The sequence below is a fragment of the Paracoccus sp. Z118 genome, from assembly GCF_019061185.1.
Classification (GTDB): domain Bacteria; phylum Pseudomonadota; class Alphaproteobacteria; order Rhodobacterales; family Rhodobacteraceae; genus Paracoccus.
In genome coordinates, this window is the sequence record NZ_JAHQZU010000007.1 from 140,359 (window position 1) to 166,096 (window position 25,738).

The 25,738-nt window shown below is 71.1% G+C and carries 22 protein-coding genes; 16 read left to right on the forward strand and 6 right to left on the reverse strand.

Going from position 1 to position 25,738, the window contains the following annotated elements; all coding sequences use genetic code 11:
• Positions 1 to 72 precede the first annotated feature (72 nt).
• Entirely contained in the window at positions 73 to 837 is a 765-nt protein-coding gene (locus tag KTN05_RS08305; RefSeq protein ID WP_254368073.1) for a double zinc ribbon domain-containing protein, read from the reverse strand.
• Here KTN05_RS08305 and KTN05_RS08310 point away from each other — a divergent pair.
• The 8 genes from KTN05_RS08310 (at position 836) to KTN05_RS08345 (ending at position 9,715) form a co-directional block, all read left to right on the forward strand.
• Entirely contained in the window at positions 836 to 1,660 is an 825-nt protein-coding gene (locus tag KTN05_RS08310; protein WP_217328916.1) for a methyltransferase domain-containing protein, read from the forward strand. The genes KTN05_RS08305 and KTN05_RS08310 overlap by 2 nt on opposite strands.
• Positions 1,661 to 1,709: 49 nt before the next feature.
• A complete protein-coding gene (hemH, locus tag KTN05_RS08315) occupies positions 1,710 to 2,765 on the forward strand; it encodes a ferrochelatase (RefSeq protein WP_217328917.1) in 1,056 nt (351 codons plus the stop codon).
• 360 nt (positions 2,766 to 3,125) lie between these two features.
• Entirely contained in the window at positions 3,126 to 4,139 is a 1,014-nt protein-coding gene (locus KTN05_RS08320) for an Hsp33 family molecular chaperone HslO (RefSeq protein ID WP_217328918.1), read from the forward strand.
• A complete protein-coding gene (locus KTN05_RS08325; RefSeq protein WP_217328919.1) occupies positions 4,139 to 4,744 on the forward strand; it encodes a CoA pyrophosphatase in 606 nt (201 codons plus the stop codon). The genes KTN05_RS08320 and KTN05_RS08325 overlap by 1 nt, the downstream gene beginning before the upstream one ends.
• Positions 4,745 to 4,782: 38 nt before the next feature.
• A complete protein-coding gene (locus KTN05_RS08330; RefSeq protein WP_217328920.1) occupies positions 4,783 to 5,967 on the forward strand; it encodes a CCA tRNA nucleotidyltransferase in 1,185 nt (394 codons plus the stop codon).
• Positions 5,967 to 7,811, forward strand: a complete 1,845-nt coding sequence (locus KTN05_RS08335) for an ABC transporter ATP-binding protein (protein ID WP_217328921.1) — start codon at positions 5,967 to 5,969, stop codon at positions 7,809 to 7,811. The genes KTN05_RS08330 and KTN05_RS08335 overlap by 1 nt, the downstream gene beginning before the upstream one ends.
• Positions 7,808 to 9,103 (forward strand): class I SAM-dependent RNA methyltransferase, encoded by a 1,296-nt coding sequence (locus KTN05_RS08340; protein ID WP_371823307.1) that lies wholly within the window; start codon positions 7,808 to 7,810, stop codon positions 9,101 to 9,103. Before KTN05_RS08335 ends, KTN05_RS08340 begins: the two co-directional genes overlap by 4 nt.
• A gap of 132 nt (positions 9,104 to 9,235) precedes the next feature.
• Entirely contained in the window at positions 9,236 to 9,715 is a 480-nt protein-coding gene (locus KTN05_RS08345) for a murein L,D-transpeptidase family protein (RefSeq protein WP_254368074.1), read from the forward strand.
• 123 nt (positions 9,716 to 9,838) lie between these two features.
• Here KTN05_RS08345 and hrpB read toward each other — a convergent pair whose 3' ends face one another.
• On the reverse strand, positions 9,839 to 12,241 hold the full coding sequence (gene hrpB, locus KTN05_RS08350; RefSeq protein WP_217328923.1) for an ATP-dependent helicase HrpB: 2,403 nt from the start codon (positions 12,239 to 12,241) through the stop codon (positions 9,839 to 9,841).
• Between the two features lie 279 nt (positions 12,242 to 12,520).
• On the opposite strand from hrpB, the gene KTN05_RS08355 reads away from it, so the two are divergent.
• The 5 genes from KTN05_RS08355 to KTN05_RS08375 all read left to right on the forward strand — a co-directional run bounded on the left by KTN05_RS08355 (position 12,521) and on the right by KTN05_RS08375 (position 16,527).
• Positions 12,521 to 13,903, forward strand: a complete 1,383-nt coding sequence (locus tag KTN05_RS08355) for a YcjX family protein (protein ID WP_217328924.1) — start codon at positions 12,521 to 12,523, stop codon at positions 13,901 to 13,903.
• An 87-nt stretch (positions 13,904 to 13,990) separates the two neighbouring features.
• A complete protein-coding gene (locus KTN05_RS08360) occupies positions 13,991 to 15,133 on the forward strand; it encodes a YcjF family protein (protein WP_217328925.1) in 1,143 nt (380 codons plus the stop codon).
• A gap of 73 nt (positions 15,134 to 15,206) precedes the next feature.
• A complete protein-coding gene (gene pgsA, locus KTN05_RS08365) occupies positions 15,207 to 15,830 on the forward strand; it encodes a CDP-diacylglycerol--glycerol-3-phosphate 3-phosphatidyltransferase (RefSeq protein ID WP_217328926.1) in 624 nt (207 codons plus the stop codon).
• Between the two features lie 16 nt (positions 15,831 to 15,846).
• On the forward strand, positions 15,847 to 16,092 hold the full coding sequence (moaD, locus tag KTN05_RS08370; protein ID WP_217328985.1) for a molybdopterin converting factor subunit 1: 246 nt from the start codon (positions 15,847 to 15,849) through the stop codon (positions 16,090 to 16,092).
• Between the two features lie 3 nt (positions 16,093 to 16,095).
• Positions 16,096 to 16,527: a molybdenum cofactor biosynthesis protein MoaE gene (locus tag KTN05_RS08375; protein WP_217328927.1), complete on the forward strand. Its 432-nt coding sequence runs from the start codon at positions 16,096 to 16,098 to the stop codon at positions 16,525 to 16,527.
• A gap of 1 nt (position 16,528) precedes the next feature.
• On the opposite strand, the gene KTN05_RS08380 is transcribed toward KTN05_RS08375, so the two are convergent.
• Positions 16,529 to 16,897, reverse strand: a complete 369-nt coding sequence (locus tag KTN05_RS08380) for a YciI family protein (protein WP_217328928.1) — start codon at positions 16,895 to 16,897, stop codon at positions 16,529 to 16,531.
• Positions 16,898 to 16,948: 51 nt separating this feature from the next.
• Between KTN05_RS08380 and KTN05_RS08385 the strand changes: the two genes are divergently transcribed.
• The gene (locus tag KTN05_RS08385; RefSeq protein ID WP_217328929.1) at positions 16,949 to 17,908 is read left to right on the forward strand and encodes an acetyl-CoA carboxylase carboxyltransferase subunit alpha; all 960 of its coding nucleotides are present in this window, start codon (positions 16,949 to 16,951) and stop codon (positions 17,906 to 17,908) included.
• A gap of 320 nt (positions 17,909 to 18,228) precedes the next feature.
• Here KTN05_RS08385 and KTN05_RS08390 read toward each other — a convergent pair whose 3' ends face one another.
• Positions 18,229 to 19,548 carry a 4-aminobutyrate--2-oxoglutarate transaminase gene (locus KTN05_RS08390; protein ID WP_217328930.1) on the reverse strand — a complete coding sequence of 440 codons (1,320 nt, stop codon included), beginning with the start codon at positions 19,546 to 19,548 and terminating at the stop codon, positions 18,229 to 18,231.
• A 151-nt stretch (positions 19,549 to 19,699) separates the two neighbouring features.
• Between KTN05_RS08390 and KTN05_RS08395 the strand changes: the two genes are divergently transcribed.
• On the forward strand, positions 19,700 to 20,425 hold the full coding sequence (locus tag KTN05_RS08395; protein ID WP_217328931.1) for a rhomboid family intramembrane serine protease: 726 nt from the start codon (positions 19,700 to 19,702) through the stop codon (positions 20,423 to 20,425).
• Here KTN05_RS08395 and mnmD read toward each other — a convergent pair.
• Positions 20,415 to 21,071 carry a tRNA (5-methylaminomethyl-2-thiouridine)(34)-methyltransferase MnmD gene (gene mnmD / locus KTN05_RS08400; RefSeq protein ID WP_217328932.1) on the reverse strand — a complete coding sequence of 219 codons (657 nt, stop codon included), beginning with the start codon at positions 21,069 to 21,071 and terminating at the stop codon, positions 20,415 to 20,417. The two genes, KTN05_RS08395 and mnmD, sit on opposite strands and share 11 nt — an antisense overlap.
• Before the next feature lie 44 nt (positions 21,072 to 21,115).
• Here mnmD and KTN05_RS08405 point away from each other — a divergent pair, with 44 nt between their 5' ends.
• Positions 21,116 to 22,147, forward strand: a complete 1,032-nt coding sequence (locus KTN05_RS08405; protein WP_217328933.1) for an FAD-dependent oxidoreductase — start codon at positions 21,116 to 21,118, stop codon at positions 22,145 to 22,147.
• 487 nt (positions 22,148 to 22,634) lie between these two features.
• Here the strand turns inward: KTN05_RS08405 and KTN05_RS08410 are convergent, their stop codons facing one another.
• Positions 22,635 to 25,694, reverse strand: coding sequence for a valine--tRNA ligase (locus KTN05_RS08410; RefSeq protein ID WP_217328934.1), 3,060 nt, complete (start codon positions 25,692 to 25,694; stop codon positions 22,635 to 22,637).
• Positions 25,695 to 25,738 lie beyond the last annotated feature (44 nt).

Sequence of the window (25,738 nt, forward strand, 5' to 3'; positions counted from 1 at the left end):
AAAGGGCAACGCCGCAGCACGCCGACTGGGTGCAGCGCATGCGCGAAATTCGGGCGCCAGACCGAAGGGCGGCTATACTTCCTTCACCGCGCGGCACAGCACCGCCACCGACACCGGCCCGCTGCCCGCCGCCAGCAGCGCCTCGGACGCGGCGGCGAGCGTCGCGCCGGATGCCATCACGTCGTCCACCAGCAGCACCGGCCGCCCGGCGAGCGCCGCCGCATGGCGCGGGGCGACGCCCAGCGCCCCCGCCATGTTGGCGAATCGGTCCGCAACGCTTCGGTGGTCTTGCGCGGGCGTCGGGCGCAGCCGCGTGAGCAGCTCCGGCACATGCACCAGCCCATGCGCCCGCGCGACCTGCGCGGAAAGCAGCCCGGCCTGATTGTATTTACGCCGCAGCAGCCGCCGGGTGTGCAGCGGCACCGGCGCGACGATCATCCTTGGCATCCCCGGCGTTACCAGCGCCGCCGCCGCCCGCGCCACCCAGCGCCCCAGCGCCGGCCCGAGGTCGGGCCGGTCGCCATGCTTCAGGGTCAGCGCCAGCTTGCGTCCCGTTCCGGCATAGACCAGCGCCGCCCGGCCCGCGCCCCAGGGCCGCGCCATGGTCAGGCAGTCGTCGCAGGTCAGCTCCTCCGCCCGCCCCGCACCGTCGCTGGGCAGGGGCGCGGCGCAGCGGGCGCAGGCGGGGCCGTCGATGAACTGCGCCTCGGCCCAGCAGCGGGGGCAGAGCGCGTCGTCGGAGGTCACGGATTCGCCGCAGCAGAGGCATTGCGGCGGATAGATGACCCGCAGCCCCGCTTTCATCGCGCCGCGAAGCGACCTAAGTTGCAATCCCATGACCGATCCCTCCCCTTCCGCGCCCCGGCTGACCGACCGTCCCGCGCTGATCCGCCAGCGCGCCCGCACCCCCGCGCCCGAGGACTGGCTGCACCGGCTCGCGCTGGACGAGGTGCAGGATAGGCTGATGGACATTAACAGGACGTTTACGGAGGCCGCGATCGTGACGGGCATGCCCGGCCCCTGGGCCGGGGCGTTCCCCGTCGCCCGGATCGTGGCCGACGATCCGGTTCTGGACCTCGCGCCCGGCGCGTTCGATCTGGTGATCCACGCGCTTGCGCTGCACTGGGCCGACGATCCGGTCGGCCAGATCGTGCAGGCGTCGCGCGCGCTGCGCCCGGACGGGCTGTTCCTCGCCATCCTGCCGGGGGGCAACACGCTGGCCCCGCTGCGACAGGCGCTCGCCCAGGCCGAGATCGAGCTGACCGGCGGGCTTTCCCCCCGCATCCTGCCGTTCGGGGAAATCCGCGATCTCGGCGCGCTGCTGGGCCGGGCGGGGCTGGCGCTGCCGGTGGCCGACCAGATGACGCAGGCGGTCAGCTATCGCGATCTTTTCCACCTCGCCCATGACCTGCGGGCGATGGGCGAGGGCAACGCGCTCGCCCTGCGGCACCGCAACTTCGCGCGCCGCGAGCTCTTCGCCCGCGCGGCGCAGATCCTGTCCGAGATCGCCGCCGATCCGCAGGAGCCGGGGCGAATCCGCGTGGGCTTCGATCTGGTCGTCCTGACCGGATGGGCGCCCGATGCCAGCCAGCCGCAGCCGCTGCGCCGCGGCAGCGCGAAAATGTCGCTGGCCGAGGCGTTGAAGCCGCCGCCGGGGTGACATAGCCCCCAGCCCCGAGCCCCCCAGCAACGAGACGCCAGAGGACCAGATGCCCAAGGACACCACAGCCGCCAGCCGCCCCGACCACGCCCCGGCCGATCATCCGGCGATCCCGCAGGCGAAGGTCGGCGTGCTGGTGGCCAATCTCGGCACGCCGGACGGGCACGACTACTGGTCGATGCGGCGCTATCTGAACCAGTTCCTGTCCGACAAGCGGGTGATCGACTACCCGGCGTGGAAATGGCAGCCGCTGCTGCAGGCGATCATCCTGACCAAGCGGCCGTTCACCTCGGGGGCCAACTACCGCTCGATCTGGAACAACGATGCCAACGAAAGCCCGATGCTGACGCTGACGAAGCAGCAGATCGGCAAGCTGGCCGAGGCCTGCGCGGCGCGCTGGGGCGACCGGGTGATGGTCGATTTCTGCATGCGCTACGGCAATCCCTCGACGGAATCGGTGCTGACGCGGATGGTTCAGGCGGGCTGCGACCGGATCGTGTTCCTGCCGCTGTATCCCCAGTATGCGGGGGCGACGACGGCGACGGCGAACGACCAGCTGTTCCGGGCCCTGATGAAGCAGTTCCGCCAGCCCGCCGTGCGGACAGTGGCCGAGTATTTCGAGCGCCCCGACTATATCGACGCGCTGGCGCAGTCGGTGGAGCGCACGTTGAAGGGCCATCGCCCGCAGAAGCTGGTGTGCAGCTATCACGGGATGCCGAAACGCTATCTGATGCAGGGCGACCCCTATCACTGCCAGTGCCAGAAGACGACGCGGCTGCTGGCCGAACGGCTCGGCTGGCCCGAGGATGCGCTGGACACCACCTTCCAGTCGGTCTTCGGCTCCGAGGAGTGGCTGCGGCCCTATACGGTCGAACACGTCGCCGAGCTGGCGCAGCGCGGGATCACCGACATCGCCGTCATCTCGCCCGCCTTCGCCACGGACTGCATCGAGACACTGGAGGAGATCAACGGCGAGATCCGCGAGGCGTTCGAGCATGCGGGCGGCAAGGGCTTCACCTATGTCCCCTGCCTCAACGACGACGACGCCCATATCGCGCTGCTGACGGATCTGGTGGCGGAGAACCTCGGCGGGTGGGTGGACTGAACTGCGATCGGTCCCGGCGTCGCGGACTTGCGACGGCTCCGCTGAAGGAAACGCGCGTCAGGCGCGTTTCCGAGCAAAACCTGGACGCCAGCTCGACAGAGGGACGCGACCGCACGGGTGGGCGCGAACGCGCCCGCCTGTGGGCGGGCGGGCGCGTCCCGGTCCGCTTGGGGCGGACCGGGGGTCATCGCCCGATCGTCCTTGAGTCTTGGACTATCAGGCCCGTCGGCCGCCATGTCCGCTGTCCGGGCACCCTCCGCCGCCGCTTCCCCGCCCCGCCTTGGGAACCGCGCCGCCGTTTCCTATATTGCCCCCCAAGCGCCGCCCGCCTTGGGGCGGCAAGGTTTCCGAAAGGCCAAGATGACCAAGATCAACCAGATCGCCTGGGACGATACCGTCCTGCCCTTCCAGCTCGACCGCTCCGGCGTGCGCGGCCGTGTCGCGCGGCTGGACGGGGTGCTGGAGCATATCCTGTCACGCCACGACTACCCCGCCCCCGTCGCCGCCCTGGTGGCCGAGGTCGCGCTGCTGACGGCGCTGATCGGCCCCACGGTCAAGCTGCGCTGGAAGCTCAGCCTGCAGGTGCGCGGCAACGGCGCGATCCGCACCATCGCCGCCGATTACTACGCCCCGTCCGAGGAAGGCGGCCCCGCCCGCATCCGCGCCTGGGCCAGCTTCGACGCGGACCGCCTCGACGACCGCCCCGCTTTCGAGCAGATCGGCGAAGGCTACTTCGCCATCCTCATCGACCAGGGCGCGGGCAACCTGCCCTATCAGGGGATCACGCCGCTGGCCTCCGGCTCACTTTCCGCCTGCGCGGGGACGTATTTCGCGCAGTCCGAGCAGCTGCCGACCAGCTTCGCGCTGGCCTATGGCGAGAACCGCCTGCCCGGCGACGGCTCGCGCTGGCGCGCGGGGGGCGTCATGCTGCAGACGCTTCCGGCGCAGCCGATGGGTGCGGGCGGCGAAGGCGGCAGCGGCGTCGGCGGGCTGATCGAGGCCGCCGACATCCTGCAGGGCGTCGAGTCCGAGGACTGGACCCGCGCGAACCACCTGCTGTCCACCGTGGACGAGCTGGAACTGATCGGCCCGACCGTCGCCCCGACCGACCTGCTGGTGCGGCTGTTCCACGAGGAAACCCCGCGCGTCTTCGACCCGCATCGGGTGGAATTCGGCTGCTCGTGCAGCGCCGACCGGGTCCGCAATACGCTGTCGATCTATTCCGCGAAGGACATCGGCCACATGACGACCGAGGACGGGAAAGTCACCGCCGACTGCCAGTTCTGCGGCGCGCATTACGAGTTCGACCCCCGCAGCCTCGGCTTCGAGGCGTCGGTCGATCCCGAGGGCAACCCGATCGAGGTGGCCGAGTGATGGACGGCGGGCCCGGCCGCGACATCCGCGCGCGGCTGCTGGCCGCGCTGCGGGCCGATGTGACCGGGCCAAGCTCGGACTATGACGGCGCCGGGAACGGGCCGATGCCGGCGACCCTGGGCGCGCGGCCCGCGGGTGTGCTGATCGCCTTCGACTGCCACGGGCGGCTGATCCTGACCAAGCGCGCCAGCGGGCTGCGCCACCATCCCGGCCAGATCGCCCTGCCCGGCGGCAAGGTCGATCCCGGCGACGCGGACGAGGTCGCCGCCGCCCTGCGCGAGGCGCATGAGGAGGTCGGCCTGCCGCCGCGGCAGGTCGAGGTGCTGGGCACCATGCCCGGCCATCACACCGTCACCGGCTTCACCATGACCCCGGTTCTGGCGCTGATCGACGGCGACTTCACCCCCGTCCGCGAAGTGGGCGAGGTGGATGAGGTGTTCGCCGTGCCCTTCGCCCATATCTGCGACCCGCGCCAATACCGGACCGAGCAACGCGACTGGCGGGGGGTGACGCGCTCCTATCTCGTCGCGCCGTGGGGGCCCTATTACATCTGGGGCGCGACGGCGCGGGTGCTGCACTCGCTCGCGCTGCGCGTGACGCGGTGAGCGGGACCCCGGCGCAGAGTTGCGCGTTGGCCCGCGACATGAGCGAAGCGCGACTGCCCGAACAGATCATCTCCGCCCCCGCGCTGCGGCGGGTGCTGGCCGCGCTTGCGCCCCATCAGGCGCTGATCGTCGGCGGCGCGGTCAGGAACGCGCTGCTGGGCGAGCCGGTGGACGACATCGACATCGCGACCGACGCGCGGCCCGAGCAGACCACCGCGAAGGCCGGGGCGGCCGGGCTGAAGGCGGTGCCGACCGGGGCCGAGCACGGCACCATCACCGTGATCGCGGACGGCCAGCCGTTCGAGGTCACGACCTTCCGCCGCGACGTGGAAACCTTCGGCCGCCATGCGGTCGTCGAATTTTCAGACGACCTGTCCGAAGACGCCGCGCGGCGCGACTTCACCATCAATGCGCTCTACGCCCGCCCGGACGGCTCGGTCATCGACCCGGTCGGCGGCCTGCCGGATCTGGCCGCGCGGCGGCTGCGCTTCGTCGGCAACCCCGACGCCCGGATCACCGAGGATTACCTGCGCATCCTGCGCTTCTTCCGATTTCACGCGCGCTACGGCCGCAAGGGCGCGGCGGACCCGGCGGCGCTCGCCGCCTGCGCGCGGCACAAGGCCGGCCTCTCCGGCATCTCGCGAGAACGGATCGGGGCGGAGATGCGCAAGCTGCTCGCCGCGCCCGATCCGGTCGAGGCGGTGGAGCTGATGGCGCGGACGGGTGTGCTGGCGCAGATCCTGCCAGGCGCCCGGTCCGAAGGACTCGCCGCGCTGATCGCCGCTGAGGTGGGGGCTGTCTGCCCCCACACCCCCGAGGATATTTGTGCGAAGAAGAAAGACTGGCCGGTTCGTCTCGCCGCTCTCGGCGCGGATGATGCGGCGGGCGCGCTGCGGCTGTCGCGCAGCGAGGCGCGGGTGCAGGAGGAGTTGCGCTTCGACGTTCCGCTGGCCGAGGCCGCCTATCGGCTGGGCGCCGGACGCGCCCTGCAACTGGCGCTGCTGCGGATGGCGCGCGGCGAGGTGCTGCGGGCGGACTGGCGCGAGCAGATCGCGTTCGCGGCTGCGCAGAAATTCCCCCTCCGCGCCGCCGACCTGCCCGGCCTGCAGGGCTCGGCCATCGGGCGCGGGCTGAAAGCGGCGGAATCCGCATGGATCGAATCCGGCTTCCTGATGCCCGCGCCGGGCCTTATCGACGTCGCTCTGCTGGCGGGGGAGGAATGATGCACAATTGGTTCGCCCGCATGATCGACGCCTTCCGCCCCGCCGAAGGCCCGCCCCCCGACACGCTGCTGGCGTTCTTCCGCTGGTGTCTGCGCGGCGCCTGGCCAGGGCTCAGCGTCGCCGCCGTCACCTCGGCGCTGTCGGGCGCGGCAGAGGTCGCCTCGGCCTGGCTGCTGGGCGCGGTGGTGGACATCGCGGCCGGCACCGCCTCGGGCAACGCGCTCGTCGATCACTGGCCGCTGATCGCGCTGTTCGCGGCCTTCTTCGTCGTGATCCGCCCGGCGATCATCGGCCTGTCCACCGCCAGTTCCAACGTCATCATCAACCCGAACGTCCTGCCGCTGGTGCTGTCGCGACTGCACCGCTGGACGATGGGCCACGCGGTCGCGTTCTTCGACAACGACTTCGCCGGCCGTATCGCCCAGAAGCAGATGCAGACCGCCCGCGCGGTCACGGAAGTCTCGTCCGAGATGGTCAACACCGCGACCTTCGCCCTGTCGGCGGTGCTGGGCAGCGCGATCTATCTTGTCTCGATCGAGGCGTGGGGCGCGGTCGCACTGATCGCGTGGCTGCTGCTGTATCTGGCGCTGATCCGCTATTTCCTGCCGCGCGTGCGCTTTCAATCCAAGGCGCGGGCCAGCGCGCGGGCCATGATCACCGGGCAGGTCGTGGACACGATCACCAACATCAAGACCGTCAAGCTGTTCGCCAGTTCCGAATACGAGGATCAGGCGGCGCTCGGCGCGATGGAGACGTTCCGCGACCGCGCGCTCGACTTCGGCAAGCTGAACACATGGTTCCGGCTGTCGCTGACCTTCGTGTCGGGGCTGCTGCCGGTGATCCTGATCGGCGGGGCGATGATCCTGTGGCAGCGCGGGCAGGCCACCCCCGGCGACATCGCCGCGATGGGCGCCATCGCCATGCGGCTGGCGCAGATGACCGGCTGGGTCAGCATGGCGCTGATGGGCATCTGGGGCGCCATCGGCGAGGTCGAGGACGGGATGCACGCGCTGACCTCGGCCCACGACCTGACCGACGCGCCGGATGCCGTGGCGCTCGGCCGCGTGCAGGGCCGGATCGAGTTCGACCGCGTGACCTTCACCTATGGCCGTGGCGAAGGCGGCCTGCCCGACATGGATCTGTCCATCGCGCCAGGCGAGCGGATCGGCATCGTCGGCGCGTCGGGCGCGGGCAAGTCCACGTTGGTCGCCCTGCTGCTGCGGCTCTACGATGTCGAGGATGGGGCCGTTCGGATCGACGGGCTGGACGTGCGCGCCGTCACGCAGGAAAGCCTGCGCCGCAACATCGGCATGGTCACACAGGACACGGCGCTGTTCAACCGCTCGGCCCGCGAGAACATCCTCTATGGCCGGCCCGGCGCGTCGGAGGACGAGATGATCGCCGCCGCCCGCGCCGCCGAGGCGCATGACTTCATCCTGACGTTGCAGGATCACGCGGGCCGCACCGGCTATGACGCGCATCTGGGCGAGCGGGGCGTGAAGCTGTCTGGCGGGCAGCGGCAGCGGATCGCGCTGGCACGGGCCTTCCTGAAGGACGCGCCGATCCTGGTGCTTGACGAGGCGACGAGCGCGCTCGACAGCGAGGTCGAGGCGCAGATCCAGCACGCGCTGTCGCGGATCATGCGCGGCAAGACGGTGCTGGCCATCGCGCACCGGCTTTCGACCATCGCCGAGATGGACCGGATCGTGGTCATGCATGAAGGGCGGATCGTGGAACAGGGCACCCACGCGGCGCTGCTGGCGAAGGGCGGGCTTTACGCCCGCTATTGGAGCCGGCAGTCGGGCGGGTTCCTGCTGACCGACGAACAGGACGCCGCCGAGTGACGATCTGGCAGGTGGAACGGCTGGGTCGCCGGGGCGACGGCGTGGCGGTGGCGCAAGGGACCGCGTCCGGCGGCGGAGGCATTCCCGAAGGCACCGGCGACGTCGCCGCTGGAGCGGCGAACCGCGCCCTTGCCGCGATGACCCTGCCCGGCGAGGTGATCGAGGGCGAGGCGGCGGCCGGCGTGATCGCCGCGCCCCGCATCATCACGCCATCGCCCGACCGGGTGCGGGCGCCGTGCCCGCATTACCGGACCTGCGGCGGCTGCTCGATGATGCACGCGCGGGACGATTTCGTCGCTTCGTGGAAGGCGGGGGTGGTGGAAACCGCGCTGGCCGCGCAGGGGATCGCGGTGAAGGCGGGCGCTGTCCACAGCTCGCCGTCGCGCTCGCGTAGGCGGGCCGTGCTGTCCGGGCGGCGCACGAAAAAGGGGGCGCTGGTCGGCTTTCACGCGAAAGCCTCGGACGTGGTGGTGGACGTGACCGACTGCCATGTGATCCGCCCGGCGATCAATGCGGCGTTGCCGGATCTGCGGCGGCTGGTGGCTTTGGGCGGCTCGCGCTCGGCCGAGATGAAGCTGACGGTGACGGAAACGCCCGCCGGGCTGGACGTGGCGGCGCGGGGCGGCAAGCCGATGACGCCGGAATTGCTGGCCGACCTCGCGGCGCTGTCGCGGCAGGCGGGCTGGGCGCGGCTCGACTGGGACGGCGAGGCGCTGGTGCAGCGCCCGCCCGCGCTGGCGATGGGCCGCGCGCGGGTGGTCCCGCCGCCCGCCGCTTTCCTGCAGGCGACGATCGAGGGAGAGGCGGCGCTGCTGTCCGCCGTCCGCGAGATCGTTGGCGACGCGCCCCGGATCGCCGACCTGTTCGCCGGCATCGGCACCTTCACCCTGCCGCTGGCCGAACGGGCCGAGGTTCACGCGGTCGAGGGGCTCGCCGCCTCACTCGCGGCACTGGACGCGGGCTGGCGCGGCGCGGCCGGATTGCGCCGCGTGACGACCGAGACCCGCGACCTCGCCCGGCGCCCCTTGCTGCCGGACGAGCTGGCCCGCTTCGACGCGGTGCTGATCGACCCGCCGCGCACCGGCGCGGCCGCCCAGGCCGAGGCGCTGGCGGAGAGCCGCGTTCCCGTGGTGGCGTGGGTCAGTTGCGATCCGGTGACATTCGCCCGCGACGCGCGGCGGATGACCCAGGGCGGCTATGCGCTGACCGCCCTTGAGGTCGTGGACCAGTTCCGCTGGTCGCCCCATGTCGAGACCGTCGCTGCGTTCCGCAGGACACAGCGCCCAGACTGAATCTCGCCCCGGTTGCAACTCCTTCTGGCTCAAATTGGCGTCAGATGATATGCATGTCGGCAAATTCACGCTGAAACAGCGGAACATGGGGCAGAGATGATTCGATATTTTCGCGCGATTTTCGCGTTGGCGATGCTTGCCGTCTTGTCGGCATGTGGCGGGCCTGAGCCCGAATCGAAGATCCAGGGCTATGACGGGGCACCCGTCACGCAGATCTTCGTCGATAAATCCGACCGCAAGATGTATCTGCTGAACGGCAAGACCATCCTGCGCGGCTACGACATCGATCTCGGCAACCAGCCGGTCGGCCACAAGCAGTTCGAGGGCGACGGCAAGACGCCCGAGGGCATGTATTTCATCACGCACCGCAACCCCAACAGCGCCTACCACCTGTCGCTGGGGGTCTCGTATCCCAGCGCCGCGGATATGAGCCACGCGATGTCGTTCCGGCAGAGAGCGGGCGGCGACATCATGATCCACGGCCGCGGCCCCTACGGCAACAGCGTGGACAAGCGCGACTGGACGGCCGGTTGCATCGCGGTCACCGACGCGGAGATGGAGGAGATCTTCGCCATGGTGAATCCCGGCGTGCCGATCGTCATCCGTCCCTGATTGGGGCCGAGATTGCGTCATTGCAGGCGTCCCGATGGGGGCGCCTTTTCCATTGGAAGAACGGGGGCGCTGCCCCCGAGCCCCCAGGATATTTGTGGACAGAAGATCGGGTGCGGCCCGCTTTCACGTTCCCCGAGGTTTCGCCCGCAGCGTCGGGTCGGCGGCGGTGGGGTCTTCGGGCCAGGGGTGGCGGGGATAGCGGCCGCGCATGTCCTTGCGAACCTCGGCATAGCTGCCCGCCCAGAAACCCGGCAGGTCGGTCGTGACCGCGATCGGCTTGCCGCCCGGCGACAGCAGCGTGATCCGCAGCGGATGACGGCCCACCGCCGGATGGCGGGTGAGGCCGAAAAGCTCCTGCAGCCGCGCCTCGATGGTCGGGGTCTCGGCGTCGTAGTCGATGGCGATGCGGCGGCCGAGCGGCGTGGTGAAATGGGGCGGCGCGGCCTCGTCCAGCCGCCGCTGGCCGTCCCAGCCGATCAGGGCCAGCAGCGGTTGGGTGAGGTCGAGCGCCTTCAGATCGGCGGTCGTCCGGGCGCGTGTGAGGAAGGGAAGCAGCCAGCCGGGGTCGGCCAGCAGGGCCTCGTCGCTGGTGTCCGGCATCTCGTCCAGCAGCGCGATCCTTGCACGGAGCCGCCGTGCAGAGGGGGTCCAAGGCAGGCCTAGGTCGCGCAGGCCGTCGGAGGCGGCGCGGGCGAGCGCGTCCGGGTCCGGGTTCTCCAGCGGGCGTTCCGACAGGGTCAGCGCCCCCAGCCGCTCCTGCCCGCGGGCGATCACCCGGCCGTCGCGGCGGGACCATTCGACCAGCGCAACCGTCTCGATCCGGTCGCCGTAGAGGTCGCGCAGATCGGTTTCCTCCAGCGCCGCGCCCATCCGCACCCGCGCGTCGCGGGCGTCCCCGTCCAGATCCACGGCGACGATCAGCCGCGCCATGGCCAACGGATCGCCTTCGTCGATGACGGCGCCCTTGCCGCCCGACAGGACATAGCGCGGCGCCGGGCCCTTGCGGCGCAGGCCGATCCGGTCGGGATAGGCGAGCGCGGCCATCGCGGCGGGCGGCATCGGCGGCGCATCGGGGACCATCCGGCGCAGGCGGCGGGTTTCCTCGCGGATTCGCTCGATGGCCGGGCGGTTCACCTCGTAGCGTTCGGAGATGTCGCGCGAGGCCAGCGCCTGAAGCCGCAGCGTCAGATCGGCGGGCGCGCCGCGCAGCGGGTCGCGATCGGCGAGCAGCGCGGCGAGCGGGGCCGCGCCCTTGCCCGCCCGCAGCAGCATGTGGCCGAGGCGGGGATGCAACGGCAGGGCCGCCAGCGCGCGGCCGTGGTCGGTGATCCGCCCGCCCTCCAGCGCGCCGAGGTCGGTCAGCAGCGCCCGCGCCTCGGCCAGCGCGGCGGCGGGGCGCGGGGTGAGGAAGGCGAGGCCCTCATCCGAGCCCCAGGCCGCCAGTTCCAGCGCGAGGCCGGTCAGGTCGGCGGTGGCGATTTCCGGCGGGGCGAAGGCGGGCAGCGCGCCCTCCTCGGCCCGCGCCCACATGCGATAGCAGATGCCGGGCGCGACCCGGCCCGCGCGGCCGCGGCGCTGTTCGGCCTCGGCGCGGCTCACCCGCTCGGTCACCAGCCGGGACATGCCGGAGCCCGGATCGAAGCGCGCCCGCCGCGCCCGGCCCGCGTCCACCACAACCTTGACGCCGGGGATGGTGAGCGAGGTTTCCGCAATGGCGGTCGCCAGCACGATCCGGCGCCGCGCACCGGGCGGGGCCAGAGCCTGTCGCTGGGCCTTGAAATCCATCGCGCCGTAGAGGGGGACGAGTTCGGCATCCACGTCCAGCATGGCGGCGGTGCGGCGGATTTCGCCCTCGCCGGGGAGGAAGGCGAGGATGGTGCCGCCGGTGCCGCGCGTTTCGGCCTCGGCCTGCGCGATCAGCCGCGCGGCTTCGGGGACCAGCCGCGCGCCTGCGCGCAGCGGGCGGGGAAGCCAGCGGGTCTCGACCGGGAAGGCGCGGCCTTCCGAGCGGATCACGGGCGCGTCGTCCAGCAGGGCGGCGACGGGTTCGGCGTCGAGCGTCGCGGACATCACCAGCAGCGCGAGATCGGGGCGCAGCGCGGCCCGCGCCTCCCACGCGAGGGCGAGGCCGAGATCGGCGTTCAGGCTGCGTTCGTGGAACTCGTCGAAGATCACGCAGCCGGTGCCGGGCAGGTCGGGGTCGGACTGGATCATCCGGGTGAGGATGCCCTCGGTCACGACCTCGATGCGCTTGCCGGGGATGGACTCGCCGCGGATGCGGTAGCCGACGGTTTCCCCCAGTGGCTCGCCCAAGGCGGCGGACATGCGCTCGGCGGCGGCGCGGGCGGCGAGGCGGCGTGGCTCCAGCATGACGATGCGGCCGGGGATCAGGTCGAGCAGCGCGAGGGGGACGCGGGTGGTCTTGCCCGCGCCGGGCGGGGCCACGAGGACGGCGCGGCCGTGCTGCGCGACGGCGTCGCGGAGGGCGGGAAGGGCGTCGTCGATGGGGAGCGGGGCGGCGGACATGGGGTGCGGTTTGCCCTGAAAACGAGGATCGCACCAGTTCTGCCGATGTTCACCGCACGGGTGGGGCGCGAACGCGCCCACCAGAGGGCGGGCGGGCGCGTTTCGATCCGCTTTGGGCGGTCCGGGGTTGCTCCTCTCTGCCGACGGCGCGCTTCCGGCGCTGCCGGAGCCTCCGGCGGGGATATTTGGGGACAGAAGATGAGGCCTTTGGCCGACCCTACACATCCCCGCGCCCGCGCCCTATCTTGATCCGCGAGGATCAACGCCGCGGGAGTTCGCATGGGCCTGAGTGATGCTGCCGGGGGGTTGATGCGCGGCATCGGCTTGGGCGACACCGTCATCCGGCTGGGCGTCACCGGGCTGTCGCGGGCGGGCAAGACGGTGTTCATCACCTCGCTGGTCGCCAACCTGCTGGACCGAGGGCGGATGCACGCGCTGCGCGCGGCGAATGACGGCACCATCAAGGCGGCCTGGCTGCAGCCGCAGCCCGACGACACCGTGCCGCGCTTCGATTATGAGCGCCACCTAGCCGCGCTGACCGGTCCCGACCCGCACTGGCCCGAGGGGACGCGTCATGTCAGCCAGTTGCGCCTGTCGCTGCGGGTGCAACCCCGCGGGCTGATGGGCGGGCTGCGCGGCACCCGGACCGTGCATCTCGACATCGTGGACTATCCCGGCGAGTGGCTGCTGGACCTGCGGCTGATGGACAAGGACTTCGCCGCATGGTCCGCCGAGGTGCTGGAGCGGATGCAGGGCCGCCCCGGCGCGACCGGGTTCATGAACACCGTCGCGGGGATCGACCCGCAATCTGCCTTCACCGAGCCGGTGGCGAAGCGCCTCGCCGCCACCTATACCGAACATCTGCATGCGTCGCGCGAGGCGGGGTTTTCCGACTGCACGCCGGGCCGGTTCCTGCTGCCGGGTGAGCTGGAGGGCTCTCCCGCCCTGACCTTCGCGCCGCTGCCGCCGGCCGAGGGCCGCCCCGGCCCGGTCCATCGCGAGTTCCAGCGCCGCTTCGACGCTTATAAAAGCCGGGTCGTGCGGCCGTTCTTCCGCGACCACTTCGCCCGCATCGACCGGCAGGTGGTGCTGACCGACGTGCTGGGCGCGATCCATGCCGGCCCACCCGCGGTCGAGGACATGCGCCGGGCGATGGCCGACATCCTGACCGCCTTCCGCCCCGGCCGGGCGGGGTGGCTGGCCCAGATCCTCGGGACGCGCCGGGTCGAGCGCATCCTGTTTGCCGCCACCAAGGCCGACCATCTGCACCACGTCCAGCACCAGCGGCTGGCGAACATCCTGACCGCCATGCTGCGCGAGGCCCGCGACCGCGCCGATTTTCAGGGCGCGCGGACCGAGGCGATGGCCATCGCCGCCCTGCGCACCACCACCGAGGAGATCATCCACCAAGACGGCCAGGACCTGCCAGCCGTGCGCGGCACGCTGATGGATGGGCGCGAGGCGGCACTTTACCCCGGCGAGCTGCCGGACAACCCGGCGGACCTGCTCACCCCGGCGCGGAACGGGGCGAAGCGCTGGCTGGACGGGGACTATGCGATCATGAACTTCGCCCCTGCCCCCGCCACGCTGCGCCAGGGCGACGGCCCGCCGCATATCCGGCTGGACCGCGCGGCCGAGTTCCTGATCGGGGACCGGCTGTGAGCGCGCGGCCATCCGCGGGCGCGCCCTTGCCGCAGGCATGCCGCTTCGCCGCAGGCGGTCCCATCCCCTCTGCAAGGAAGGCCCGCCATGGCTGAGCAGGACCCGCCGCGCCGGGGGCCGGTGCTGATCGAATACGGCCCCGCCGAGCGTCCCGAAGCCCCGCGCCCGAAACCCGCGCTGCGCGAGGATGCGCCCGCCGGCAGGGTCGAGCGGGCCGGCGATCCCCGCCCCGGCGACAACCGCGACGCCCGCCCGCCGCGCGGGGCGAGCCATGCCCCGTCCCCCGCTGACGCGCCCCCCATCGACGATGGCGCGCAACTGCCGCAGGGGCGGGCGATGCGGCTCGCGGTGCGGACGCTGGGGGGGCGCCCCTCGGCCACGACGCGGTTCTTCCTGAACTCGGGCCTCGCGCTGCTGACCTTCCTGCTGTCGATGGCGGCGCTGCAGTTCTTCGACAACCTGATGAGCCGCAGCGCCGTTCTGGGCTGGGTCGGGATCGGCCTGTTCGCCGCCTTCACGCTGGCCGCGTTGGCGATGGCGGTGCGGGAATACGCCGCCTGGGCGCGGCTGGCGCGGATCGATTCGGTGCAGCGGCAGGCGGCCGCCGCGCTCGCCTCGGGCGATCTGTCCGCCGCGCAGGAGACGGTGGACAGCCTCACCGCGCTTTACGCCAGCCGCCCGGAACTGGAATGGGGCCGCGCCCGGCTGCGCGAAAAGCGCGGCGACAGCTTCGATGCGGCGACCGTGCTGGCGCTGGCCGAGACGGAGTTGCTCGCCCCGCTCGACGCTCAGGCGCGGCGCGAGATCGAGGCCGCCGCCCGCACCGTCGCCGCCGCCACGGCGCTGATCCCGCTGGCGCTGGCGGATGTGGCCGCCGCGCTGGCCGCCAACCTGCGGATGATCCGGCGGATGGCGGAAATCTACGGCGGCCGCGCCGGGGCGGTGGGCGGCTGGCGGCTGGCGCGCACGGTCATCGCCCATCTGGTCGCCACCGGCGCGGTGGCGGCGGGCGACGACCTGATCCAGACGGTGGCGGGCGGGGGCGTGATGGCCAAGCTCAGCCGCCGCTTCGGCGAAGGGGTGGTGAACGGCGCGCTGACCGCCCGCGTCGGCCTTGCCGCGATGGAGGTCTGCCGCCCCCTGCCCTTCATCGCCCAGCCGAGGCCCAGGGTGGGCAATCTGGTGACGCGCGGCCTTGCCGGGCTGTTCGGCAGCGATGACCGGCAATGACCGGGCGCGGCGGTGGCGCAGCCGTGACGGCGCGCCCCTTTCCGCCCGCTCCGCAAAGGGATAGCTTGCCGTCATGAAATGGAACCTTCCCAACGTCCTGACGCTTCTGCGCCTGCTCGCCGCGGCGGGCGTGCCGCTGATGTTCCTGTTCATGAACCGCCCCTTCGCGGATTTCGCGGCGCTGACGCTGTTCGTGCTGGCGGCGATCACCGACTGGTTCGACGGCTATCTCGCCCGGCTCTGGGGGCAGGAAAGCCGCTTCGGCGCGGCGATGGACCCGATCGCGGACAAGGCGATGGTGGTGATCGCGCTGGTGGTCATCACCGGCTATTCCGGCATGAACCCGTGGCTGATCCTGCCGGCGACGGTGATCCTGTTCCGCGAGGTCTTCGTCAGCGGCCTGCGCGAGTTCCTGGGGGCCGATGCCGGCAAGCTGAAGGTCACCAAGATCGCCAAGTGGAAGACGACCGCGCAGATGATCGCGATCTCGTTCATGTTCCTCGGCACGGGGCTTGCCTATTATGAAAGCGGCCACCCGCCGCTGGTCGGGGAAACCAGCCTGCCGTGGTCTGACAGCTGGTCCGATCTGGCGACGCAGGTCGGGCTGGCGCTGATCTGGATCGCCGCGATCCTGACCGCGATCACCGGGTGGGACTACTTCCAGAAGGCCCGTCCGTGGCTGCGGGACAAAAGCTGAGGAGGCTGCCATGACCATCGACGTGCTGTATTTCGCCTGGTTGCGCGAACGGATCGGCGTCCCGCGAGAGCGGGTGGATACCGCCGCCGCCACCGTCCGCGACCTCGTGGCCGAGCTTTCCGCCCGCAGCGACTGGCATGCCGCCGCGCTGTCGGATCTGTCGGCCGTGCGGGTCGCCGTGGACCAGCGCCTCGGCGATCTGGACGCGCCCCTGCCCGGCGCCCGCGAGGTGGCGTTCTTCCCGCCGATGACCGGCGGCTGAGCCATGCGGGTGCTGGTCCAGCCCGAGCCCTTCGACGCCGCCGCCCTGCTGGACGGCTTCGGCGCAGGCGCTGGCGCGGTCGTCACCTTCACCGGTCTGGTCCGCGCCGATGACGGGCTGGTCGCGCTGGAACTGGAACACTACCCCGGCATGACCGAGGCGGCGCTGACGCAGCACGCGCAGGCGGCGATGGACCGCTTTGCCCTGACCGACGCGCTGGTCGTTCACCGCCATGGCCGGATCGCGGCGGGCGAGCCGATCATGATGGTCGCCACCGCCGCCCCCCACCGCCGCGCGGCTTTCGATGCGGCGGATTTCCTGATGGACTGGCTGAAGTCCCGCGCCCCCTTCTGGAAGCGCGAGATCGGCCCCGAAGGCCCGCGCGGCTGGGTCGCCGCCAAGGCCGAGGACGAGGCGGCGCTGGACCGCTGGTGATCTAACGCTGCGGCAGGATCAGCTCTCCCATCGGCAGCGCGTCATAGCGGAACCCCAGATCGGCCACGATGACCGGGTCGTCCCGCACCAGAGTCAGTGCGTCGGCGGTATCCTCGGCATGAACGATGGCAAGGCCCCAGATCGCGGCGGGGTCGATGACCGGGCCGGCGGCGACGGCGCGGCCCTCGTCCGCGCGGTCCTGCCACCAGGCGGCATGGGCCTCCATCGCCCGCTGCTCGGCAGGGCTGGCGTCGGCCGGAAAGCTCGCGCGGGGCGGGTGCAGGCGCAGCAGGATCGCGGGCATCGTCTCCTCGCTTTCGCGCCAGCCTGCCCGCAGCCCGCTCGCCCCGCAAGCGCGCTTTCGTTGCATTTCCCCCATCCGCCACGCATATAGGCCGCGATCAGCGAAAGGCACCGCGACATGACCTATCTCGAGTTCGAAAAGCCGCTCTCCGACCTTGAGGGCAAGGCCGAGGAACTGCGCGCGTTGGCCCGCAAGGGCGAGGGCGTGGATCTGGAAAAGGAAGCCGCGGCGCTGGACAGGAAGGCCGCCGACATGCTGCGCGACCTCTACAAGTCGCTGGACCCGTGGCGCAAGACGCTGGTCGCCCGCCACCCCGACCGCCCGCACTGCAAAGACTATATCGAGGCGCTGTTCACCGAATGGACCCCGCTGGCGGGTGACCGCACCTTCGGCGACGACCATGCGGTGATGGGCGGGCTGGCGCGGTTCCGCGACCAGCCGGTGGTGGTGATCGGCCATGAAAAGGGCAACGACACCAAGTCGCGCATCCACCGCAACTTCGGCATGGCCCGGCCGGAAGGGTATCGCAAGGCGATCCGCCTGATGGACATGGCCGACCGTTTCCGCCTGCCCGTGGTGACGCTGGTGGACACCCCCGGCGCCTATCCGGGCAAGGGTGCCGAGGAGCGCGGCCAGTCCGAGGCGATCGCCCGCTCGACCGAGAAATGCCTGCAGATCGGCGTGCCGCTGGTGTCGGTCATCATCGGCGAGGGCGGCTCGGGCGGGGCGGTCGCGTTCGCCACGGCGGACCGGCTGGCGATGCTGGAGCATTCGATCTATTCGGTGATCTCGCCCGAGGGCTGCGCCTCGATCCTGTGGAAGGACGCCGACAAGATGCGCGAGGCGGCCGAGGCGCTGAAGCTGACCGCGCAGGACCTGAAGAAGCTGGGCGTGATCGATGCGATCATCCCCGAGCCGCTGGGCGGCGCGCAGCGCGCGCCGGGCGACGCGATCAGCGAGGTCGGCCGCGAGATCGGCAAGCTGCTGGACGAGGTGAAGGCGCTGAAACCGGCCGAGCTGATCCGCGCCCGGCGGCAGAAATATCTGAACATGGGCTCGCGCGGTCTGGCGGCCTGAAGGACGCGCATTCTCGAAACGCCGCAAGGGGGCTGTCTGCCCCCTCTGGCCCGCAAGCGGGCCATTCACCCCCGAGGATACTTTCCGCCGCCCGAGGCCGGCAGGCCCCCGCCAACACGGACGGGGGCCTTCGGTCGGCACGGTCATCGGCGTCCCCGCCTGTACCGCCCGACCACATTGCACATCATCCTCTAAGATTCGGTTAACAGAATTCGGGCGGCCGAAATATCCCGCGGGGGTCTGGGGGCGCGAAGCCCCCAGCCACAGCGGCTCAAATGATCCCGCGCTGCTCATCGCCGCTAGCCCGCCGAGAGGAAGCTTCAGGCCTCCTGCTGCCCCGGCTCCAACCCACCATCGGCTGCCGCCCGATGCGCGCCGCCGCCCCGTGCCGCGCGGATCGAATCCTCGATGATCCCCAGCGCCTCGTCGAACACCGCGTCGGGCACCGTCAGCGGCGGCAGGAAGCGGATGACGTTGCCGTGGACGCCGCAGGTCAGCAGGATCAGGCCGCGTTCCAGCGCCTCCTCGCGGACCTTGTTGGTGAAGTCGGGGCTGGGCTTGCCGCCGACGTCGAACTCCACCGCGTTCATCAGGCCGGGGCCGCGGATGTCCACGATCTCGGGCACGTCATCGCGCAGGGAGGCGAGGCGCTGCTTCAGCCGCTGGCCGAGGCGTTCGGCGCGGTCGATCAGCCCCTCCTCCTCGATCACGTCCAGCACCGCATGGGCGGCGGCGACGCCCAGCGGGTTGCCGGCATAGGTGCCGCCCAGACCGCCCGGGTCCGGGGCGTCCATCACCTCGGCCCGGCCGGTCACGGCCGAGATCGGCAGGCCGCCGCCCAAGCCCTTGGCCATGCAGGTGATGTCGGCCGCGACGCCGTGATGCTCCATTGCGAACATGCGCCCGGTGCGCGCGAAGCCGGTCTGCACCTCGTCGGCGATCAGCAGCATCCCGTGTTCGTCGCAAAGCTCGCGCAGCTTCCGCATGAAGCCCGAAGGCACCGGATAGAAGCCGCCCTCGCCCTGCACCGGCTCGACGATGATCGCGGCGACGCGGCGGGGGTCCACGTCGGCCTTGAACAGCTTGTCCACCGCCGCCAGCGCGTCGGCCTGAGAAACCCCGTGCAGCTCGTTCGGGAACGGCAGGTGCCAGACATCGGGCATCATCGCCCCGAAACCGGCCTTGTAGGGCTGGACCTTGCCGGTCAGCGTCATGCCCATGAAGGTCCGGCCGTGGAAGGCCCCGGCAAAGGCCACGATGGCGCTGCGGCCGGTGTGGTGGCGGGCGACCTTGACCGCGTTTTCGACCGCCTCGGCGCCGGTGGTGGCGAAGATGGTCTTCTTCTCGAAATCGCCCGGCACCAGGTCGTTCAGCCGCTCGGCCAGCGAGACATAGTTCTCATACGGAACGACCTGGTGGCAGGTATGGGTGAAGCGGTCGAGCTGGTCCTTGACCGCCTGCACCACCTTCGGGTGCCGGTGGCCCGTGTTCACCACCGCGATCCCGGCGGCGAAGTCGATGTAGCGCTTGCCGTCCCTGTCCCAGATCTCGGCGTTCTCGGCGCGGTCGGCATAGACCTGCGTCGTCATCCCCACCCCGCGCGAGATGGCGGCGTTCTTGCGGTCGGTCATCGTGGTCATCGCATCCCCCTTGCGGCGTATCCCTGCCCCGTTGTAGCGGCCGGCGGGGCGGCTGTCGCGGGCAAATCCTGCCCGCCTCCGCAACTTCGCCGGCCCCGCCCGCGTTCGCTGCGCGGGGGCGAGGCGTCCCGGCCTCAGCGAAAGACCTGCCATGTTCCCGATCCGCGACCACAACCCTTCCAGCACGACGCCCTATGTCACGATCGGCCTGATCGCCCTCAACATCGCGCTGTTCGTGCTGACGGCGCCGTGGCTCGGCGGCATGGTCGGGCTATGGAAGCAGCTGGCACTTTATCCCGTCGCGGTGATCCACGGGGCTAATGTCTGGGGCCTCGTCACGCATATGTTCGTCCATGCGGGGCTGCTGCATCTGGGCGGCAACATGCTGTTCCTGTGGATCTTCGGCGACAATCTGGAGGAGCAGATGGGGCATGTCGGGTTCCTCGTCTTCTATCTGCTCAGCGGGCTGGCGGCGGCGGCGGCGCAGATGCTGGGCGATCTTTACTCCGGGTTTCCCATGGTGGGCGCGTCGGGCGCCATCGCGGGGGTGATGGGGGGCTATCTGCTCATGTTTCCCCGCGCCCGCGTGGACGTGCTGGTCATCATCATCATCTTCATCCGCATCTTCACCATCCCCGCTTGGGTGATGCTGGGCGTGTGGTTCGCGCTGCAGCTTGTCTCGGGCTACGCGATGATGGGGGGCGAGGCGGGGGTCGCCTACTGGGCCCATGCGGGTGGCTTCGCTGCCGGTGTGCTGCTGACGCTGCCGCTGTTCCTGCGGCGGGGCGGGAAGCGCTTCTGGGATCGCACGGCGGGCCACCCGCCGCACCGCCCGGCCAGCTACGCGCCGTCGCGGATACCAACGGTCAGGCGGTAAGCCGGCCGCGGCTCATGTGCCGTTTGCCGGCGAAGCCGGGGGCGCGCTCGACAGCAAACCCGCCTGCCGCCAGCGCGCGGCGCACATGGCCGGCGGCTGTGTAGGTCGCGAAGCTGCCGCCCGGCGCGGTATGAGCCGCGACCTCGGCCATCAACTCGTCCGACCAGAGTTCGGGGTTCCTGGCCGGCGAGAAGCCGTCGAGGAACCACGCATCCGCCCGGCGCGTCCAGCGCGGCAGCGTCTCGCGCGCGTCCCCAAGGATCAGTTGGGCTTCGACCGTTCCCACGCGCAGGTTCGGCCCCGGCCAGCCGGAGCGGAGTTCGGCGGCAAGGTCCGCCAGTTCCGGGAAGGCGGCATGGGCGCGGGAAAGGTCGTCCTGCGTCAAGGGGAACGCCTCGAAGCTGGTGAAGCGGACCGGCACGGTCGCCACCTGCGCCAGCGCCAGCAGGTTCAGCCCGGTGCCGAAGCCGGTCTCCGCGACGTGGAAGCCGGGGCGCAGCCGCGCGGGCAGATCGTTGCCCGCCAGGAAGACGTGCCGCGTCTCGGCCAGCCCGCCGTTCAGGCTGAAATACGGATCGTCGAAGCGGCGCGACACCGGGACCGCCCCGTCCCGCCAGTCCACGCCGCTCTGGTCGTGCTCGTGCATCCGCGCTAACTCCTTCGCGGCTGGAATGAAGGGGAGCGGGCGCGGTGGCAAGAGCGGTGACGGTGATCGGGGCGGGCATCTTCGGCTTGTCCTGCGCGTGGGAACTGACCCGGCGCGGCGCGCGGGTCCGGGTGATCGAGGCGCGGCGGATCGGCGCGGGGTCCAGCGGCGGGACGGTCGGCGCGCTGGCCCCCCACGCGCCCGAGAACTGGAATGCGAAGAAGCAGATGCAGCTTGAGGCGCTGGTCGCGGCCGAGGGCTGGTGGGCCGAGGTGGCCGCTTCGGGGGGTGTCGATCCGGGCTATGCGCGGACCGGCCGCGTGCAGCCGGTGGCGGACCCCGCGCAGGCAGAGGCGCGCGTGGCCGCAGCGGCGTGCAACTGGCCCGCGCCGTTCCGTATGGCGCTGACCGACGCGCCCCGCGGCCTCGGCTGCGACAGCCCGAGCGGGCTTTACCTGACCGACAACCTGACCGCCCGGCTTTCGCCCCGCCGCGCCGGGGCGGCGCTGGCGGCGGCGATCCGGGCCGCGGGCGGCGAGGTTCAGGAGGATGCGGGGCCGCAGACGCCCGAGCGTGTGGAGGGCCCGGCGGTCTGGGCGACCGGTGCCGAAGGTCTGGCGGCGCTTTCCGCCGACTTGGGGCGCGAGATGGGCGGCGGCGTCAAGGGCCAGTCGGCGCTGCTGGCCCATGCCGCCCCGGATGCCCCGCAGGTCTTTGCCGAGGGGCTGCATGTGGTGCCCCATGCCGACGGGACGGTGGCCGTCGGCTCGACCTCCGAGCGCGAGTTCACGGACCCGCAGGCGACCGACGCGCAACTGGAAGCGCTGATCGAGCGCGCCCGCGCCCTCTGCCCCGCGCTGAAGGATGCGCCGGTGGTGGACCGCTGGGCCGGGGTGCGGCCCCGCGCCGTCAGCCGGGCGCCGCTGCTGGGGAAATGGCCAGGGCGGCCGGGCCATTTCGTGGTGAATGGCGGCTTCAAGATCGGCTTCGGCATGGCCCCCGTGGTGGGGGCAATGATGGCCGATCTGGTGCTGACGGGCGAGGACCGGATTCCCGAGGGGTTCCGGCTGGCGTGACCGGGGCGGGTGCTTGAAGCTATCCCGATGAGCCTCTACCGGACGGCAAGGAAACGGGCCACGAGCCCGTTTCCTTGCCGTCCGGTAGAGTCAGCACGACAGAGGGACGCGCCCGCACGGGTGGGCGCGAACGCGCCCGCCAAGGGGCGGGCGGGCGCGTCCCGGTCCGCTTTGGGCGGACCGGGGGGAAATCTCGGGTGATGCCGCAGCGCGTTGCTCCCCGTGGCCCGCGCGCTGCCGCCCCGCCCATTGCGCTGCCGCCGAACTGCGCGGGCGCCGCAGCTCCCCGCACCACGGAACAGCACCCCAAGTCAGCCGCGCCCGCGCGTCCCGCGACATGGCGCGCTTGAGTTCCAGCATGGCGATCTGCGTCTGGAGGCGCGTCCGCTCACCCTCGTCCTCGATCTGGGCGAGCACCGCCCGCTTCGCCTCGATGTCCCTGGCGAGCGAGACCTCGGGCGGCAGGAAGCCGCCGTCGGCCAGTGCCTCACATGCTTCTCAGCTGTTCCAGCGCGGCGCGGGTGCGGGTGATGTCCTCGTCGAGTTCGGCCAGCTTTGCCCGCGTCTCCTCGATCACCTCGGCCCCCGCGTTTTCCACGAAGCGCGGGTTGTCCAGCCGGGCGCGCAGGCCCTGCCCGTCCTTTTCGCTGCGCGTCAGCGCCTTTTCCAGCCGGGCGGTTTCCGCTGAGGCGTCGATCACGTCGCCGATCGGCAGCGCGAAGGACGCGCCCGCCGCCGCCACCGCGATCATCCCGCGCCCCGCCGCCCCATCCGAGGGCGGGTTCACCCGCGCCAGCCGCTGGATCAGCGGGCCGTTCGCGGCCAGCGCGGCGCGGGCCGCAGCATCCGCCTCGGTCACGATCAGGTCGAGCTTCGCACCGGCCGGCACGCCCATCTGCGCGCGGGCGGAGCGGACCGCCTCGATCAGCCCGATCACCCAGTTCATCTGCCGGTCGGCATCCGCATCGATCAGCTCCGCCCCGTATTCCGGCCAGTCGCCGTGGACGAGCATCTTTGCGCGCTCGCCGGTCAGCGCCCAGATCTCCTCGGTCACGAAGGGCATGATCGGGTGCAGCAACGTCACCGACTGCTCGATGACCCAGCGCATCGTCTGCCGGGTCTCGTCGGCATGTTCGCCGTCGAACAGGGGTTTCGCGAACTCCACATACCAGTCGCAGACCTTGCCCCAGACGAAGGCGTAAAGGACGTTCGCCGCCTCGTTGAAGCGATAAGCCCCCAGCGCCTCGTCCACCGAGAGCCGGGCGCGGGCGACCTCGCCCATGATCCAGCGGTTGACGGTGTGCTGCGGATCGGGCTGGCCGGCGGGCGCGGCGAACACGCCGTTCATCTCGGCGAAGCGGGTCGCGTTCCAGATCTTGGTGACGAAGTTGCGGTTCGCCTCGACATGCTTCGGGCCCAGCTTCGGGTCGCGCCCCATCGCCGCCATGCTGGTCAGGGTGAAGCGCAGGGGGTCCGCGCCATAGGCATCGATCAGGTCCAGCGGGTCGATGACGTTGCCTTTCGACTTCGACATCTTCGCGCCCTTCTCGTCGCGCACGAGCCCGTGGACATAGACGTTGCGGAACGGCACGTCATCCACCACGGCAAGCTGCATCATCATCATCCGGGCGACCCAGAAGAAGATGATGTCGAAGCCCGTCACCAGCACGTCGGTCGGGAAGTAGCGGCGCAGTTCCGCCGTGTCCTCGGGCCAGCCGAGCGTGCCGATGGGCCAGAGACCCGAGGAAAACCATGTATCCAGCACGTCCGGGTCGCGCCAGACGGGATAAACGATGCGGGTGGGATCGTTGGTCGTCTCGTATTCGGCAAGCCCTGCCGCGAAGGCGTGGACCGCGGCGTCGCGGTCGGCCACCTCGATCACCGAAGCAAAGCCCAGCGGCGCGGGCTGCGCGGCGGTCTCATCCAGGAACTTCGCCCGCACTTCATCGAAGCTGGCCGCCGCGCGGTGGATCGCGCCGGGGCGGACCAAGCGATCCTCGTTCAGCAGGCGGAACATCTCCACCGGGTCGATCCGGCCGTCGCCCTCGTCGTCGTGGTAGGTCGCGGCCTCCAGATCCAGCCCATACCACACCGGGATCTGGTGCCCCCACCAGAGCTGGCGGCTGATCGTCCACGGCTCAATGTTCTCCAGCCAGTGGAAATACACCTTCTCGTGCTGCTCGGGCATGATCCGGGTCCGGCCGCTGCGCACCGCGTCGATTGCGGGCTGCACGATCCGGGCGGTGTCCACGAACCACTGGTCAGTCAGCATCGGCTCGATCACCACGCCCGAGCGGTCGCCGAAGGGCTGCATGATCTTGCGGTTCTCGACGAAGGGTTCGCCCTCGGCGTCGGTGACGGCCAGCCCCTCGGCGTTGATGGACGCGACCACCCGTTCCCGCGCCTCGTAGCGGTCGAGCCCGCGCAGGTCCTCGGGGACGAGGTTGATCGTGGACGCATCGCCCACATCGATTCCCATCGCCGCGCGCGCTGCAATGGCGGCGGATTCGGCGTAAGGCAGCCCGTCCTCGCGCATCCGCGCCTGCCCGTCCATCAGCGCATAGAGCGGGATGTTGTTGCGGATCGCGACCCCGTAGTCGTTGAAGTCATGCGCCCCGGTGATCTTCACCGCGCCCGAGCCGAAATCGGGATCAGGGTATTCATCGGTGATGATCGGGATCAGCCGGCGATGCTCCTTCGGGCCGACCGGGATCTCGCACAGCTTGCCGACGATCGGGGCATAACGCGCATCATCCGGGTGGACCGCCACCGCGCCGTCGCCCAGCATGGTTTCCGGCCGGGTGGTGGCGATGGAGATGTAATCCCGCGTCTCGCGCAGGGTCACGTTGCCGTCCGCGTCCCGCTCCACGTATTCGTAGGTCTCGCCGCCCGCGAGCGGATATTTGAAGTGCCACATCTGGCCGTGAACCTCGCGGTTCTCGACCTCGAGGTCCGAAATCGCGGTCTCGAAGCGCGGGTCCCAGTTCACCAGCCGCTTGCCGCGATAGATCAGGCCCTTGTCGTGCATGTCCACGAAGACGCGCAGCACGGCGTCGTGGAAGTTGCCCTCCTCGCCCTCCGGGGCACCCGGCGCGCCGGACATGGTGAAGGCGTTGCGCGACCAGTCGAGGCTGGCGCCGAGGCGCTGGAGCTGCCCCATGATGGTGCCGCCGGATTCCTGCTTCCAGCCCCAGACCTTCTCGACGAACGCCTCGCGCCCGATCTCGCGGCGGCCCGGCTCGCCCCGCTCGGCCATCTGGCGTTCCACCACCATCTGGGTGGCGATGCCGGCATGGTCCTGCCCCGGCTGCCACAGCACGTCGAAGCCGCGCATCCGGTGCCAGCGGGCGAGGATGTCCTGCAGCGTGTTGTTGAGCGCGTGGCCGATATGCAGGCTGCCGGTGACGTTCGGCGGCGGAATGACCATCGAGAAGCCGGGCGCGCCCGGCCTGGCGTTGGCCCCGGCGGCGAAGGCGCCCGTGCGTTCCCACGCGGCGCGGATGCGGGCCTCGGCGGCGCTCGCGTCGAAGGTCTTGTCCATGCTCATCTGCGTATCCCCTTGGCTTGCCCCCCGTTTAGCGGCGGACGGAC

Bases quoted from the DNA above. Each gene is read 5' to 3' on its own strand.
- KTN05_RS08390 (WP_217328930.1), bottom strand. From the start codon at position 19,548: ATGACCACGATGACCGACCGCAAGAACGCCGCCATCTCGCGCGGGGTG.
- KTN05_RS08345 (WP_254368074.1), top strand. From the start codon at position 9,236: ATGCTTGCCGTCTTGTCGGCATGTGGCGGGCCTGAGCCCGAATCGAAG.
- KTN05_RS08355 (WP_217328924.1), top strand. From the start codon at position 12,521: ATGGGCCTGAGTGATGCTGCCGGGGGGTTGATGCGCGGCATCGGCTTG.
- KTN05_RS08380 (WP_217328928.1), bottom strand. From the start codon at position 16,897: ATGCAACGAAAGCGCGCTTGCGGGGCGAGCGGGCTGCGGGCAGGCTGG.
- KTN05_RS08360 (WP_217328925.1), top strand. From the start codon at position 13,991: ATGGCTGAGCAGGACCCGCCGCGCCGGGGGCCGGTGCTGATCGAATAC.
- KTN05_RS08335 (WP_217328921.1), top strand. From the start codon at position 5,967: ATGCACAATTGGTTCGCCCGCATGATCGACGCCTTCCGCCCCGCCGAA.
- pgsA (WP_217328926.1), top strand. From the start codon at position 15,207: ATGAAATGGAACCTTCCCAACGTCCTGACGCTTCTGCGCCTGCTCGCC.
- KTN05_RS08310 (WP_217328916.1), top strand. From the start codon at position 836: ATGACCGATCCCTCCCCTTCCGCGCCCCGGCTGACCGACCGTCCCGCG.
- KTN05_RS08305 (WP_254368073.1), bottom strand. From the start codon at position 837: ATGGGATTGCAACTTAGGTCGCTTCGCGGCGCGATGAAAGCGGGGCTG.
- KTN05_RS08385 (WP_217328929.1), top strand. From the start codon at position 16,949: ATGACCTATCTCGAGTTCGAAAAGCCGCTCTCCGACCTTGAGGGCAAG.
- hemH (WP_217328917.1), top strand. From the start codon at position 1,710: ATGCCCAAGGACACCACAGCCGCCAGCCGCCCCGACCACGCCCCGGCC.
- KTN05_RS08395 (WP_217328931.1), top strand. From the start codon at position 19,700: ATGTTCCCGATCCGCGACCACAACCCTTCCAGCACGACGCCCTATGTC.
- hrpB (WP_217328923.1), bottom strand. From the start codon at position 12,241: ATGTCCGCCGCCCCGCTCCCCATCGACGACGCCCTTCCCGCCCTCCGC.
- KTN05_RS08320 (WP_217328918.1), top strand. From the start codon at position 3,126: ATGACCAAGATCAACCAGATCGCCTGGGACGATACCGTCCTGCCCTTC.
- KTN05_RS08325 (WP_217328919.1), top strand. From the start codon at position 4,139: ATGGACGGCGGGCCCGGCCGCGACATCCGCGCGCGGCTGCTGGCCGCG.
- KTN05_RS08330 (WP_217328920.1), top strand. From the start codon at position 4,783: ATGAGCGAAGCGCGACTGCCCGAACAGATCATCTCCGCCCCCGCGCTG.
- mnmD (WP_217328932.1), bottom strand. From the start codon at position 21,071: ATGCACGAGCACGACCAGAGCGGCGTGGACTGGCGGGACGGGGCGGTC.
- KTN05_RS08375 (WP_217328927.1), top strand. From the start codon at position 16,096: ATGCGGGTGCTGGTCCAGCCCGAGCCCTTCGACGCCGCCGCCCTGCTG.
- KTN05_RS08410 (WP_217328934.1), bottom strand. From the start codon at position 25,694: ATGAGCATGGACAAGACCTTCGACGCGAGCGCCGCCGAGGCCCGCATC.